The organism is Nocardiopsis akebiae (assembly GCF_018316795.1).
Taxonomy (GTDB): domain Bacteria; phylum Actinomycetota; class Actinomycetes; order Streptosporangiales; family Streptosporangiaceae; genus Nocardiopsis; species Nocardiopsis dassonvillei.
In genome coordinates this window covers 2,005,812-2,019,816 of record NZ_CP074132.1, presented here as the reverse complement: position 1 = coordinate 2,019,816, position 14,005 = coordinate 2,005,812, and the positions used below count along the sequence as shown (strand labels likewise).

The window sequence follows — 14,005 nt, the reverse complement described above, 5'->3', positions numbered from 1 at the left end:
CGGGTGCCGGAGAGGGGGAAGCGCGCGTGTTCGTGTCGCGGCGCGCTTACGCGCCCGGCTCGTGGCCGACCGCGTCCGGTTCTGTGGCGTGGTGCACGAATCCGGTCCCACCCTAGACAACCGGGCCCCGACGACACCATGTCCGTGTACACCCCGCTTGTTAAGTCCCCCTCACAGGTGCCCGCGCGTGTGCGTGACGGGGCGCGGCCTCGGGCCGACCGGCGCGCGGCGCCGACACCGCGCGCCGGAGCGGCCCGGCCGCTCCGGCGGTCGGGGCCCCGACGGCCCCGGTGGCCTCAGGGGCGGGTGGTCGCCTCGGACAGGGCGTCGGCGAAGTGCATCATGGCCGACACCGCACCGGCGCCGTCCGCGGCCTCGCTGACCCTCAGGGTAAGGGGCTCGGCGGTGATCGCGCCGGTGTACCCGTGGTCGAGTTCGCACTCCTCGTCGGCGCAGGCGGCCGGTTCGAGGTCGATGTGGGCGATCGCGCCCCAGTTCACGGACAGGTTGACGCTCAGCACCAGCTCGCTGGGCATGCTGCCCGGCGTGTACTGGGCGGGGTTGGGCACCACGCGGGTCAGGGCGACCGACTGGATGTTGCCCAACTGGATGCTGTCGGTGGTGGTGGAGGCGTGCGAGGTGCCGCCGGGCTCGGTGGGCGGGTGCTCGTCGGTGTGGCACACCACGAGGCGGGTCGCGGTCAGCAGCATCACCGTGATGTGCCGCCGCATCTCCATGGCCGGGTCGAAGGTCGCCTCGTGGTGCACGATGAACGCCTCGGCGCCCTCGCTCCCCAGGGCGGTGGCGACGGCGTCGATCACGAGTGCGGGGTAGTACCCGCTGCGTTCGATCTCCGTCCGCCAGTCCGTGGACACGGCGCGTGTTTTCCTCATACTCCTATCCTGCCCCTTTCCCGTGACACTTCGCGACCGGGACGTGAAACGGGATGCCCACCCCATGATCAGAACGTCACCCCGCGCAGTCGCCGTGGCCCGGCGTCGGGCCGCACGTCGGGGGCCTCGCGGAGCCAGACGCGCGCACCCAGCACGTGGGCGCCGGTGGCGTTGACAAGGACCGGGTCCAGGTCGATGTAGCCGATCTCGGGGAAGGCCTCCACCAGGCGCGAGACCCGGACGAGGAGTTCCTCCAGCGCCTCCACGTTGGGCTGCTCGGCGAGCGAGGTCGCACCGGCGGGCAGCCCGAACAGCAGCGGGGCGGCCCGCACGGCGTGGATGAGGTCGGCGGCGTCCATATCGGTGAGCGGCGCCAGCCGGAACGCCCGGTCGTCGAGCAGTTCGGCGGTCACGTCCGCCAGCCCGAAGGAGACCACCGATCCGAAGGACTGGTTGTCGCCCGCCCGGACGACCGTGGGCACCCCTGGGGCCACCATGCGCTGGACGACCAGCGAGGCCTCGTCGCCGAAGCGGTCGTGCAGGGCCGCGAAGGCGCTGCGCACGTCGTCGGGTGTGCGCAGGTCGGCGCGGACGAACGTGCCGCCCGCGCGCAGGCGCAGGTCCGGTGAGTCGGCCTTGACCACCGCCGGGTAGCCCAGCTGGCCCGCGGCCACCACGGCCTCCTCCTCCGACGTCACCGGGATGTCGGGGTAGGCGGCGATGCCGTAGCAGGCCAGCAGGTCGCGGGCGTCCTCGCCGGAGATCGCCGTCTCCTCGTCGTAGCGGCGCTCGCCGCCGAACCAGGCGATCTCCTCCGCCGAGGGGGCGGCGTTCTTGAGCGCGCGGACGATGGTGGCGCGGGCCCGGGCACCGTCGATGTCGGGCAGCTCGGGGTGGCGTCCGGGCTTGCGGTCGCGCCACTGGGCGTAGCGGGTGGCGTAGGCCAGGGCGCGCACGGCGTCCTCGGGCGAGGGGTAGGAGGGCACCGAGCCGCGCAGGGTCTGGCCCCGGTCGCCGACGCGGCGCAGTTCCTCGGGGACCCCCTGGCGGGCCAGGTAGGTGGTGACGACGGGCTTGGTCGAGTCCAGGGAGCGGGCCCGCAGCACGCGGGCGACGTCGTCGGAGATGGGGTGCAGGGCGGGGACGAACACCACCACGACCGAGTGCACGTCCTCGGCGGCCAGGGCCGTCTCCAGGGCGCGGTCGAAGTCCTCCGCGGTGGCCTGGGGGCCGAGGTTGACCGGGTCGTGCGGCTTGAGCCCCTGACGGACGGCCGCGTCCTTGACCAGCAGTTCCAGGGAGTCGGAGTTGCCGATGACGCCCACGCGGGGCCCCCGGGGCAGGGGCTGGTAGGCGAACACCTGGGCGGCGTCGAACATCTGCGTGATGTCGTCCACCCGCACCACCCCGGCCTGCTGGAACAGAGAGGTGACCGCGTAGTCGGGCAGGGAGAGCCCGCCCGCGGCGTGGCCGGTGGGGGTGGTCCGCGCCGAGCCGCCGCTGCGCACCGCCACGACCGGCTTCTGCTTGGCCAGGCGCCGGGCCAGGCGGGTGAACTTGCGCGGGTTGCCCAGCGACTCCAGGTACTGGAGCACCACCTCCGTGGCCGGGTCCTCCTGCCAGTACTGCATGAGGTCGTTGCCGGACACGTCGGCGCGGTTGCCCGCCGAGACGAAGGTGGAAAGGCCCATGCCGCGCTCGGCCACGCGCTGGAGTATGGCCCGGCCCAGGGCGCCGGACTGGGAGAAGAACCCGATCGTGCCCGAGGGCGGCAGGTCCGGGGAAAGGGTGGCGTTGAGCGAGATCTCGGGGTCGGTGTTGGCGATGCCCAGGCAGTTGGGGCCGACCACGCGCATCCCGGCCGCGCGGGCGGTGCGCACCAGCTCGTCCTGGCGGGCCCGGCCCTCGGGCCCGGTCTCGCCGAACCCGGAGCTGACCACGACAAGGCCGTGCACGCCCTTGTCGGCGCACTGCTCGACCACGTCGACGACCATGTCGGCGCGCACCGCCACGACGGCGAGGTCGACCTGGTCGGGGATGTCCAGGACGGAGGGGTAGGCGCGCACGCCCACGACCGCCTTGGCCTCGGGGTGGACCGGGTAGACCGGGCCCTGGAACTCCCCGCCCAGCAGGTTGCGCAGGGCGGTCTGGCCGATGGTGTGCGCGGTGCGGCTGGCGCCGATGACCGCGACCGAGTTCGGGAAGAGCAGGCGGGCGATGGAGCGCGACTCGGCGCGCTGCTCGCGGGCCCGCATGACCTCGGTGGAGTCGTCGGTGGGCTGGAGGTCCAGGGTGAGGCGGATGACGCCCTCGTCGAAGGTCTGCTGAGCGGTGTACCCGGCCTCGCGGAAGACGTTGATCATGCGCCGGTTCTCGGGCAGCACGTCGGCGATGAAGCGGCGCATGCCGCGTTCGCGCGCGGCCGCGCCGATGTGCTCCAGCATGACCGAGGCCAGGCCGCGGCCCTGGTGGGCGTCCTCCACCACGAAGGCGACCTCCGCCTCCTCCGGCGCCACCTTGTCGTAGCGCACCACGGAGACGAGGGAGTCGGAGATGGTGGCGACCAGTGCCACGCGGTCCTCGTAGTCGACGGTGGTGAAGCGTTTGACGTCGCGGTCGGAGAGCTTGGGGTAGGGCGCGAAGAACCGGTAGTAGATGGTCTCCGGGGAGAGGCGGGAGTGGAACTCGCGGAGCAGGTCGGCGTCTTCGGGGGTGATGGGGCGCAGGTGCGCGGTGCCTCCGTCGGTCAGGACGACGTCGGCTTCCCAGTGGTTCGGGTAGGACTGCACGACTGCGAGACTAGACGACAAACGGCCGAATCCGGGGAAAGTCCGTGCGGGCGGCGCGAAAACCCCGCTCGGGACCGCACACGGTGCGTCCCCTGAGCGCGGAGGCGCCGGTCGGGGGCCGAGCGCCCCGTCCGCGGACCGGATCGGCCGCCCCGTGGGCGATCGCGGCTCAGAGGGGGCGTCCGGAGGCGGTGTGGCCGGGGTGCTGTCACTTCGTTACACGCCGCTGACGGTTGACCTGTTAACGTCGTGCGAGCACGGATTCTGATAACCCTCGGTGGTGGCTGGCGAAATGACACGAGTGGTCGTGATCGGTGACCTGATGACCGACGCCGTCGCGCGCGCGTTCCACCCGTTGGCCCGCGGCAGCGACACTCCGGCGTCCGTGATCATGTACGGCGGCGGGTCGGGGGCGAACATCGCCTCGTGGCTGGCCGTGGAGGGCACCGACACCACGTTCGTCGGCCGCCGCGGCTCCGACATCACCGGGCGCACCCGTGAGATGGAACTCATGGGCTACGGCCTGGACTCGCGGATGGTGATGGATCCGGAGCGGCCCACCGGCACCTGTGTGGTGATGATCACGCACCGGGGCGACCGGACGATGCTGAGCGACCCGGGCGCCAACGCCCGCCTGCAGCCCGAGGACCTGCCCCGCGACGTGTTCGGCCCGGACGGGCACCTGCACGTGTCGGGCTACACCCTCATCAACGACGACTCCCGGCGCGCGGCCCGCGTGGCGCTGCGGATGGCCCGCGAGAGCGGGATGTCGATCTCGGTGGACGGCGGTTCGCACGCGCCTCTGGAGCGCGCGGGCGCGGAGAACTTCCTGGACTGGACGCAGGGCGCGCGCCTGCTGTTCGCCAACGTCGACCAGGCCCGGGTGCTGACCGGCCGGGACGAGCCCGAGGCCGCCGCCAAGGTGCTGACCGCGTGGTACCCCAACGTGGTGCTCAAGCTCGGCCAGCAGGGCGGCCTGTGGGCGTCCAAGACCCGCGACGACTGCGTGACGGCGCCGGCCGAGCCGGTGGAGCCGTCCCCGGGTTCGGTGGGCGCCGGTGACGCCTTCATCGCCGGGTTCCTGCCCGCGTGGCTGCTCGGCCGCCACCCCAAGGAGGCGCTGGGCCGGGCGCACCGCCTGGCGGCGCGCGCCCTGCACCAGCCGGGCGCCCGCCCGGACCTGGGCGAGGGCCAGCCGGTGCGCCGCGGCGCACCGCGTGGCCAGCGCATCCGCTGAGCCCCGGCGGCCCACGTCCTCGAGGCCCCTCGGCGCGCGTGGTGGACGCCCCCGCCCGTGACGGGACGCCCTCGCGGGGCTCCCGCCGGAGCCGCCGCTCACCCCCCTGCGGTGGCCAGGGTGAGGGGCAGCACCTGGGGCGCCCCGGCTCTGCGGAGCAGGGCGGCGCCCACGGTGAGGCTCCAGCCGGTGTCGGTGACGTCGTCGACCAGCAGCACCGGCCCGGGGGTGTGCTCCTGTAGCCGTGCCATCCGCTCGGTGAGCTCCTCTCCCGCCACGAGGGCGGAGTAGACCTGTTCCAGGCGCATGGCGCTGTTGTGCCTGCGCGGCCCGGTGCCCCGCTCGGTGCGGTACTCCAGCGCCCCCACGGGCGCCAGCCGTCCGAGCCGGGAGAGCCGCTCGGCCAGGTCGGTGATCATCCCGGGGCGGGTGAGCGAGGGCATCGCCACCACCCCGACGGGGCGCCGGTCCCAGTTCCAGTCGGCCAGGACGCGCACCACGCCCTGGAGCACGTGCTCGTCCACGGGCGCGTCGGGGGCGTCGGCGGCCAGGACGCGGCGCAGCTCGTTGCCCCAGCCGATGTCGGTGAGACGGCCCAGGGCTCGGCCCTCCCCCGCCCGCAGCTCCTCGGCGATCCTTCCGGACAGGTCCACGCCCAGGGTGGCCATCCCGCTCGGCCACTGGCGCCGGGGCGCGATGGGCGTGCCGGGCCGGTCCAGGTGCTCGGCCGCGGCCTCGCGCCGGGTGGAGTCCACGTCGGCGGGCCAGTACTCGCCCGTGCACACGTCGCAGCGTCCGCAGGGCGCGGCCTCGGGGTCGTCCAGCTGGCGGCGCAGGAACTCCATCCGGCAGGTGTCCAGGTCGAGGTAGTCGAGCATGGCGCGCTGCTCGCGCTCGCGGGCCCGGCTGACGGCGGCGTAGCGTTCGGCGTCGTAGGTCCACGGTTGGCCGGTGGTCTCCCAGCCGCCCCGCACCCGGCGCACGGCCCCGTCCACGTCCAGCACCTTGAGCATCTGCTCCAGGCGGGTGCGGCGCAGGTCCACCCGGGTCTCCAGGTGCGCGACGGACAGGGGTCCTCCCGCCTCGGCGAGCGCGTCCAGGGTCTGGCGCACGGTCTGCTCGGGAGGGAAGGACAGTCCGGCGAAGTACTCCCAGATGCGGGTGTCCTCGCGGCCGGGCAGCAGGACCGCCTCGGCCCGCCGCACGCCGCGTCCGGCGCGGCCGACCTGCTGGTAGTAGGAGATCGGGGACTGCGGAGCGCCCAGGTGGACGACGAAGCCCAGGTCGGGCTTGTCGAAGCCCATGCCCAGCGCGCTGGTGGCGACCAGCGCCTTGACCCGGTTGGCGAGCAGGTCGTCCTCGGCCTCGCGGCGCTCGTCGGGGTCGGTCTGGCCGGTGTAGGCGCGCACCTCCATGCCCTGCTGGGCGAGGAAGCGGGCGGTCTCCTGGGCGGCGCTGACGGTGAGCGCGTAGACGATGCCCGAGCCCTGGATCTTGGGCAGGTGCTCGGCCAGCCAGCTGAGCCGGGCGGTGGGGTCGGGCAGCCGGACGACGGCCAGGCGCAGGCTCTCGCGCTCCAGGGAGCCGCGCAGGACCAGGGTGTCCGCGCGCTCGCCGCCCGCTTGGAGCTGCTCGGCCACGTCGCGTGTGACGCGTTCGTTGGCGGTGGCGGTGGTGGCCAGCACCGGAACGCCGTCGGGCAGGTCGTGCAGCAGGGAGCGGATGCGCCGGTAGTCGGGGCGGAAGTCGTGCCCCCAGTCGGAGACGCAGTGGGCCTCGTCGATGACGACCAGGCCGGCGCCCGCGGCCAGCTCGGGCAGGACCCGGTCGCGGAACTCGGGGTTGTTGAGGCGCTCGGGGCTGACCAGCAGGACGTCGACCCGGCCCGCGGCCACGTCGGCGTAGGCGTTCTCCCAGTCGGTGGTGTTGGAGCTGTTGATGGTGCGCGCGTGGATGCCCGCGCGCTCGGCCGCGGCGATCTGGTTGCGCATCAGCGCCAGCAGCGGGGAGACGATGACGGTGGGGCCCGCCCCCTCGGCTCGCCGCAGCGCGGTGGCCACGAAGTACACCGCCGACTTGCCCCATCCGGTGCGCTGGACGACGAGGGCTCTGCGGTGCTCGGCGGCCAGGGCGTGGATGGCGGTCCACTGGTCCTCGCGCAGCCGGGCGGAGTCCCCGGCCAGGGCGCGCAGGTGGGCCTCGGCGCGCTCGCGCAGCGCGCCGTCGGACGCGGCGGTGGGAACGGTGCTGTCAGGGGTGGGTGTGGCCATACGTCCCTTGGTACCAGAGCCGGGGGACGGTCGAGCGGTTGTCCACAGGCCCGGTTGCGCGTGACGGGGAACCGGACCGCGCCCCCGTCCCGCCCCGCGCGGGATCGGCCCGCCTCGGGGCGGGCGCGCGGCCGACCTGGGACGGGGTACCCCCTGTAACCCCCATGAGCACCGCCGGTAACAGAAAGGATACTTTCCACTTTCCTGGCATTGCGCTCCTCCGGCCGGGACTGAACACTCATTTACCAAGGCTCAGGCCTGGGAGCGCTCCCGCCCGTAGAGGGCGGACGCTCTCCCGCGGAAGCGAGTGAAAGGCGCAGTATGCGGCACCCATGGAGTCGACCGTCCCCCCACCATCCCCCCAACGGACCGACGACAGCACGGCGCGCGCGGTCCCCGCGCATGGGCGTCCTGGCCGCGGCCGCGGCCCTGGTCTGCGCCGCGGGCGTGGCCTCCGCCCCTCCGGCGGCCGTGGCCGCCGAGGTCCCCGTGGGATCAGGCGGCTACAGCGACACCCTCCCCGCCGGAGCCCCCGGGCCCTCCGATCTGAACGGCGCCCCGGTCGACCCCAAGGTGACCGACGACTTCGAGGGGCACGCCCCCACCAACGAGTGGTGGTCGTCGCTGATCTTCCAGCGCTACCCAGACAACCCCCACGGTGAGAACCTCTTCGCGCACCCCGCCAGCTTCCGCCCCCACGAGGGCGGGCTGGAGATGGGCTACCCGCGGGACCCCCAGCTCGTCGCCGACGGCCTCAAGTACGAGCACCCCCACACCGCCGACCTGTCCCTGGGGGTCCAGGGCCTGTCCTCCCCCGACACCCGGGTCGCCGACCACGGCGACTGGACCGTCACCGCGCACTGGGCGGGCTCCGGCCGGACCCTGCGCGTGACCATCGGCCAGGGCCTGCCCTTCGCCTACGCCGACACCGCGGGCGGCGACGCCCAGGTGACCTTCTCCGGCACCCCCGAGGTCTGGCACCAGGAGGGCTCCGTGGTCGGCGCCAGCGTGGGCGGACGCCACTACGCGCTGTTCGCCCCCTCCGACGCCCCCTGGACGCGCTCGGGCGACACCTTCACCGCCCCGACCGGCACCGAGGGCCACTACTCCGTGGCGGTCCTGCCCTCACGCGAGGACCTGGACACCTTCGCCCCCTACGCACACTCCTTCGTCACCGGCTCCCGCGTGGAGTACGACTACGACGAGGCCGCCGCCACCCTGACCAGCACCTACCGGGTGGAGACCGAACCGCGCGAGGGGAGCGGGGAGGGCACGCTCATGGCCCTCTACCCGCACCACTGGCGGGAGGCCTCCACCCCCGTCACCGACCTGGCCTACTCCTCCCCCCGGGGCGAGATGCGCGTGGCGGAGGGCGCGAGCTTCACCACCGAGCTGGCCGCGCAGGGCATCCTGCCGAGCCTGCCGACCGTGGACGGCGCCGACCACGACCGCATGCGCCAGCTCATCGACGAGGTCCTGGCCGAACAGGAGCACTTCCCCGAGCCCGGCGACACCTACTGGGACGGCAAGGCGCTGGGCAGGCTGGCCCAGCTTGTGCCAATCGCCGACTCCATCGGCCACACCGAGGGCCGCGACGCGCTGCTGGACCTGGTCAGGAACCGTCTGGAGGACTGGTTCACGGCCGGTGGGACCCGCCAGTTCGCCTACGAGGGCGACTGGGGCACCATGCTCGGCTACCCGGACAGCTTCGGCGCCGCCACCGAGGTCAACGACCACGACTTCCACTACGGCTACTTCGTCTCCGCGGCGGCCGTCGTGGCCCGCTACGACAGCGCCTGGGCCGCCGAGGACGCCTGGGGCGGCATGGTCCGCCTGCTGATCCGCGACGTGGCCGAGACCGACCCGAACAGCGACATGTTCCCGCGCCTGCGGTCCTTCTCCCCCTACGCGGGGCACGGATGGGCCTCCGGGCACGCGGGGTTCGCCGCCGGGAACAACCAGGAGTCCTCCTCCGAGGGCATGCACTTCGCCGCCGCCACCGCGCTGTTCGGCGCCCTGACCGGCGACGAGGAACTGCGCGACCTGGGCGTGTACCTGCACACCACGCAGGCCTCGGCCATCACCCGCTACTGGCAGGACCACGGCGGCGACACCTTCCCCGATGGCTTCGAGCACGACGTCGTCGGCATGGTGTGGGGCGACGGCGGCGACTACCGCATCTGGTGGGACGGCGGCGACGAGGAGCACTACGGCATCAACTACCTGCCGATCACGGCGAGTTCGCTTTACCTGGGGCACGACCCCGAGCACGCCGGGGCGATGTACGAGTCGCTGGTGGACCGCCTGGGCCGCGAACCGCAGATCTGGCGCGACATCCACTGGGAGCACCGCGCCCTCTCCGACGGCGACGACGCCCTGCGCATGTTCGAGGAGCAGTGGAGCACCTACGAGCCCGAGGCGGGCGAGTCCAAGCCGCACACCTACCAGTGGGTCTCGACGCTCGCCGAGGTCGGCACCGTGGACACCTCCGTCACCGCCGACACCGCGCACTACGCCGTCTTCACCGACGGCGGGGAGCGCACGCACGTCGCCTTCAACCCCTCCGGCTCCCCGCTGACGGTCACCTTCTCCGACGGCGTCGAGCTGGAGGTGCAGCCCCGCTCGCTGGCCTCCACCACGGGCGAGGGGGGCGGCGGTGACCCCGGTGACCCCGGCGACCCGGGCGACCCCGGCGACCCGGGCGACCCCGGCGACCCGGGCGACCCCGGCGACCCGGGCGACCCGGGCGAGGGCAACGTCGGCGACGGCGGCCTGCACCTGACCCCCTCCGCTCTCTCCAGCGCCCCGCACGGCTCCGCCGGCGAGATCACCGTGGCCTCCGCCGGGGGACGCAACCAGGACGGCCTGCCGCCGGGCGACCGCGTGGTGCTGCGCGCCGACGACCTGACCGGCACCCACACCGGCGGAGCCACCGCGTTCTCGCTGCCCGTGGACTCGGGCAACGCGGTCGGCAACGCTGTCCAGGTCCGCGTGGTCTACGACCTGGACGGCGACGGCGCCGACGACCGCACGGAGACCTACCGCTACTTCGCCACCAACGACCTGAACGGCTGGGAGGAGTACACGCAGGGCCAGGGTCCGGCGAGTGCCGACGGGTCCCTCGGCGACCTGGAGGGCGGCTCCGTCCGCGTCGAGCTGTGGAGCGCCCTGGGCGGCGCCTCCTCGCGGGTCCTGGTCGGCCCCGACGGCGGCGCCTCGATCACGATCCCCTTCACCGACTGACGCCCGGTCCCCGGCGCCTGCGGGCGCCGGGGACGCCTCCGCCCCGCCGCGGGACGCGCCAACCGAAACGGGCCGCGCCCGCGGCTCCGTTTCGGGCGTTCCGGGCACGATCGGAGCGTTGCGCGACCGTCCGGCACCCAACCACAGAAACATCGCGGAACCGCCCACCGCCACACAACCCGCACGTCGCAGCGGCACACGCGACGCCGCGTCACGAGGCTCACACCCGTCCGGCGACGCGTCCTTGTACGTTTCAGTCTCTGGCACAGGCCAGAATTACGGACATGGCCCGTACTACTTCCCGTCCCCCCGAGGATCTCGCCGAGAAGATCATCGACATCGACGTCTCCGAGGAGATGCGCGGCAGCTTCCTGGAGTACGCCTACTCGGTCATCTACCAACGCGCGCTACCGGACGCGCGCGACGGTATGAAACCGGTGCAGCGGCGCATCCTCTACCAGATGAACGAGATGGGGCTGCGGCACGACCGCGGCCACGTCAAGTGCGCCCGCGTCGTCGGGGACGTGATGGGCCGCCTCCACCCCCACGGCGACAGCGCCATCTACGACGCGCTCGTGCGCCTGAGCCAGCCCTTCGCCATGCGCGTGCCCCTGGTCGACGGCCACGGCAACTTCGGCTCCCTGGGCGGCGACGACGCGCCGGCCGCCATGCGCTACACCGAGGCGCGCCTGGACCGCGCCGCCGAGCAGCTGGTCGCCTCCATCGACGAGAACGTCGTCGACTTCCGGCCCAACTACGACGGCCAGGAGACCGAGCCCGAGGTCCTGCCCGCCGCCTTCCCGAACCTGCTGGTCAACGGCGCCTCCGGCATCGCGGTGGGCATGGCCACCAACATGGCCCCGCACAACCTGGGCGAGGTCGTCGCGGCCGCCCGCCACCTCATCGCCCACCCCGAGGCCACCCTGGAGGAGCTCACCGAGTTCGTCCCGGGCCCGGACCTGCCCACCGGCGGCACCATCGTCGGCCTGGACGGCATCCGCGACGCCTACCGCGGCGGCCGGGGCACGTTCAAGACCCGCGCCACCGTCTCCATCGAGAAGGTGTCCGCGCGCCGCACCGGCCTGGTGGTCACCGAGCTGCCCTACAGCGTGGGCCCGGAGAAGGTCATCAGCCGGATCAAGGAGCTGGTGCAGTCCAAGAAGCTCCAGGGCATCTCGGACCTGAAGGACCTGACCGACCGCACGCAGGGGCTGCGCCTGGTCATCGAGCTCAAGAACGGCTTCAACCCCGAGGCGGTCCTGGAGGAGCTGTACCGTCTCACGCCGATGGAGGAGTCCTTCGGCATCAACAACGTGGCCCTCGTGGACGGCCAGCCCCAGACGCTGGGGCTGCGCGAACTCCTCGAGGTCTACGTCAACCACCGCCTCGACGTTGTGCGCCGCCGCAGCGAGTTCCGCCGCGCCAAGCGCCAGGAGCGCCTGCACCTGGTGGACGGCCTGCTCGTGGCCCTGCTGGACATCGACCGGGTCATCTCCCTCATCCGCGAGGCCGAGGACACCGCCGCCGCCCGCGAGTCGCTCATGGGCGCCTACGACCTGTCGGAGGTCCAGGCCCGCTACATCCTGGAGACCCCGCTGCGGCGCCTGACCCGCTTCGACCGGATGGAGCTGGAGACCGAGCGGGACAAGCTCAACAAGGAGGTCGACGCCCTCACCGCGGTCCTGGAGTCGGACAAGAAGCTGCGCCGCCTGGTCTCCAAGGAGATGGGCGACGTCGCCAAGGAGTTCGCCACCCCGCGCCGCACGCAGCTGCGCGAGAGCGACGGCGTGGCCCGCAGCGCGGTGATCCCGCTGGAGATGGCCGACCAGCCCTGCCACGTGCTGATGGGCGTGGACGGGGCGATCGGCCGCAGCAAGGGACCCGCGGTGCCGCGCGTGTACGAGGGCCTGCGCACCAAGCACGACGCGGTCCACGTGTCCGTCCCCACCACCTCGCGCTCCGCCGTCGGCCTGGTCACCGACCTGGGCCGGATGATCCGCGTGCCGGTGGTGGAGCTGCCGGAGCTGCCCGACGAGGGCGGGGACGGTCCGCCGCTGGCCTCGGGGCTGGACGTGTCCGAGTTCGTACAGCTCGACGGGGACGAACGGGTGGTGTCGGTGGTGTCCATGGACGCCTCGGGTCCGGGCTTCGCCCTGGGCACGCGCGGGGGCGTGGTCAAGCGGGTCTCCCCCGACTACCCGCCCAACAAGGACGACTTCGAGGTCGTGACGCTCAAGGACGACGACCGCGTCGTGGGCGTCACCCAGTTGTCGACGGGCGAGGAGGACCTGGCCTTCATCACCTCCGAGGCCCAGCTGCTGCGCTTCCCCGCGAGCACCGTGCGGCCCCAGGGGCGGCCCGCGGGCGGTGTGGCGGGCGTGCGCCTGTCCGAGGGGGCGCGGGTGCTGTGGTTCGGCGCCGTGCCCAGCCCGCAGGACTCGGTGGTGGTCACCGTCTCGGGCTCCTCCGGCGCTCTGGAGGGCACCCAGGCCGGTTCGGCCAAGGTCACCCCCTTCGAGGCCTATCCGGCCAAGGGCCGCGCCACCGGCGGCGTGCGCTGCCACCGCTACCTCAAGGGCGAGGACACCCTGCTCTTCGGATGGATCGGCCGCTCGCCCGCCCGCGCCGCGCGCGCGGACGGCAAGCCGGTCCGCCTGCCCGACCCGGTCGACCGTCGGGACGGGTCCGGTGACGCGCTGCCCCGCGCGATCGTTACTGTAGGTAGTGGACAGACCGACTCCGGGATCACCGTTCCCGGAGCGAAAGCCTGACTCGTCTCGGAAGAGCGCCGCGCGCACCGGATCCGTCCGGTGCGCGCGGCGCGTCCGCGACCACGGGACAAGGGAGCGCCTCCACGTGAGCGACAACAGCGGCACTACTTCCTCCAGTGCCTTCGACGATTTCCTGCCGGCCAACGACGCCTACGCCGAGTCCTTCTCCCTCTCCGGGCTCGAACCCGTCGCCGCGCGCGGTCTGGGCCTGGTGACCTGTATGGACTCCAGGATCGAGCCTTTGGACATGCTCGGCCTCAAGCCCGGTGACGCCAAGATCCTGCGCAACGCCGGCGCGCGCGTGACCGACGACACCCTGCGCACCCTGGTGCTGGCGGTGTACCTGCTCGGTGTGGACCGGGTGCTGATCATGCCGCACACCCGGTGCAAGATGGCCTCCGTGGAGAGCGACGACGCCGTTCACGACCTCATCGAGGAGAAGTACGGAGTGGACACGCGCAGCCTGGAGTTCCACACCGACAACGACCAGATGGGCGCCCTGCGGCACGACCTGGAGCGCATCCGCCACCACCCGCTGCTGCCCGAGGGCCTGCCGGTCGCGGGCGCGCTGTACGACGTGGACACCGGCCGGATCACCATGACGGACCTGTGACCGCTCCCGGGAGGAGGCGGTGACCGGGGTCGGTCACGTGTGCGCCGCACGTGCGCGGGGATCTCTTCAAGGGGACCGGAAGACGCGGGAGGGCCCGGTGGGCTCCTGCCCGCGCCTCCGTCCCACACGCCCCACCAGGGAATGCGACCGGTACGCCGGCCGTTGTGATCCGGGACGGCCCCGCGCCGT

At 73.0% G+C, this 14,005-nt stretch carries 7 protein-coding genes; 4 read left to right on the top strand and 3 right to left on the bottom strand.

The window, feature by feature from the left end; translation table 11 throughout:
• Positions 1-296: 296 nt before the first annotated feature.
• The gene (locus tag KGD83_RS08610) at positions 297-875 is read right to left on the bottom strand and encodes a DUF5998 family protein (protein ID WP_019609669.1); all 579 of its coding nucleotides are present in this window, start codon (positions 873-875) and stop codon (positions 297-299) included.
• A gap of 86 nt (positions 876-961) precedes the next feature.
• Entirely contained in the window at positions 962-3,682 is a 2,721-nt protein-coding gene (locus KGD83_RS08605; protein WP_212643305.1) for a bifunctional acetate--CoA ligase family protein/GNAT family N-acetyltransferase, read from the bottom strand.
• A 301-nt stretch (positions 3,683-3,983) separates the two neighbouring features.
• Between KGD83_RS08605 and KGD83_RS08600 the strand changes: the two genes are divergently transcribed.
• Positions 3,984-4,919, top strand: a complete 936-nt coding sequence (locus KGD83_RS08600) for a carbohydrate kinase family protein (protein WP_212644328.1) — start codon at positions 3,984-3,986, stop codon at positions 4,917-4,919.
• A 98-nt stretch (positions 4,920-5,017) separates the two neighbouring features.
• On the opposite strand, the gene KGD83_RS08595 is transcribed toward KGD83_RS08600, so the two are convergent.
• On the bottom strand, positions 5,018-7,189 hold the full coding sequence (locus KGD83_RS08595) for a RecQ family ATP-dependent DNA helicase (RefSeq protein WP_212643304.1): 2,172 nt from the start codon (positions 7,187-7,189) through the stop codon (positions 5,018-5,020).
• A gap of 402 nt (positions 7,190-7,591) precedes the next feature.
• Between KGD83_RS08595 and KGD83_RS08590 the strand changes: the two genes are divergently transcribed.
• The 3 genes from KGD83_RS08590 to KGD83_RS08580 all read left to right on the top strand — a co-directional run bounded on the left by KGD83_RS08590 (position 7,592) and on the right by KGD83_RS08580 (position 13,816).
• Positions 7,592-10,432: a glycosyl hydrolase gene (locus KGD83_RS08590; protein WP_212643303.1), complete on the top strand. Its 2,841-nt coding sequence runs from the start codon at positions 7,592-7,594 to the stop codon at positions 10,430-10,432.
• Positions 10,433-10,716: 284 nt separating this feature from the next.
• Positions 10,717-13,203: a DNA gyrase/topoisomerase IV subunit A gene (locus KGD83_RS08585; protein WP_212643302.1), complete on the top strand. Its 2,487-nt coding sequence runs from the start codon at positions 10,717-10,719 to the stop codon at positions 13,201-13,203.
• A gap of 85 nt (positions 13,204-13,288) precedes the next feature.
• Positions 13,289-13,816, top strand: coding sequence for a beta-class carbonic anhydrase (locus KGD83_RS08580; protein WP_212643301.1), 528 nt, complete (start codon positions 13,289-13,291; stop codon positions 13,814-13,816).
• The last annotated feature ends 189 nt before the right edge of the window (positions 13,817-14,005 follow it).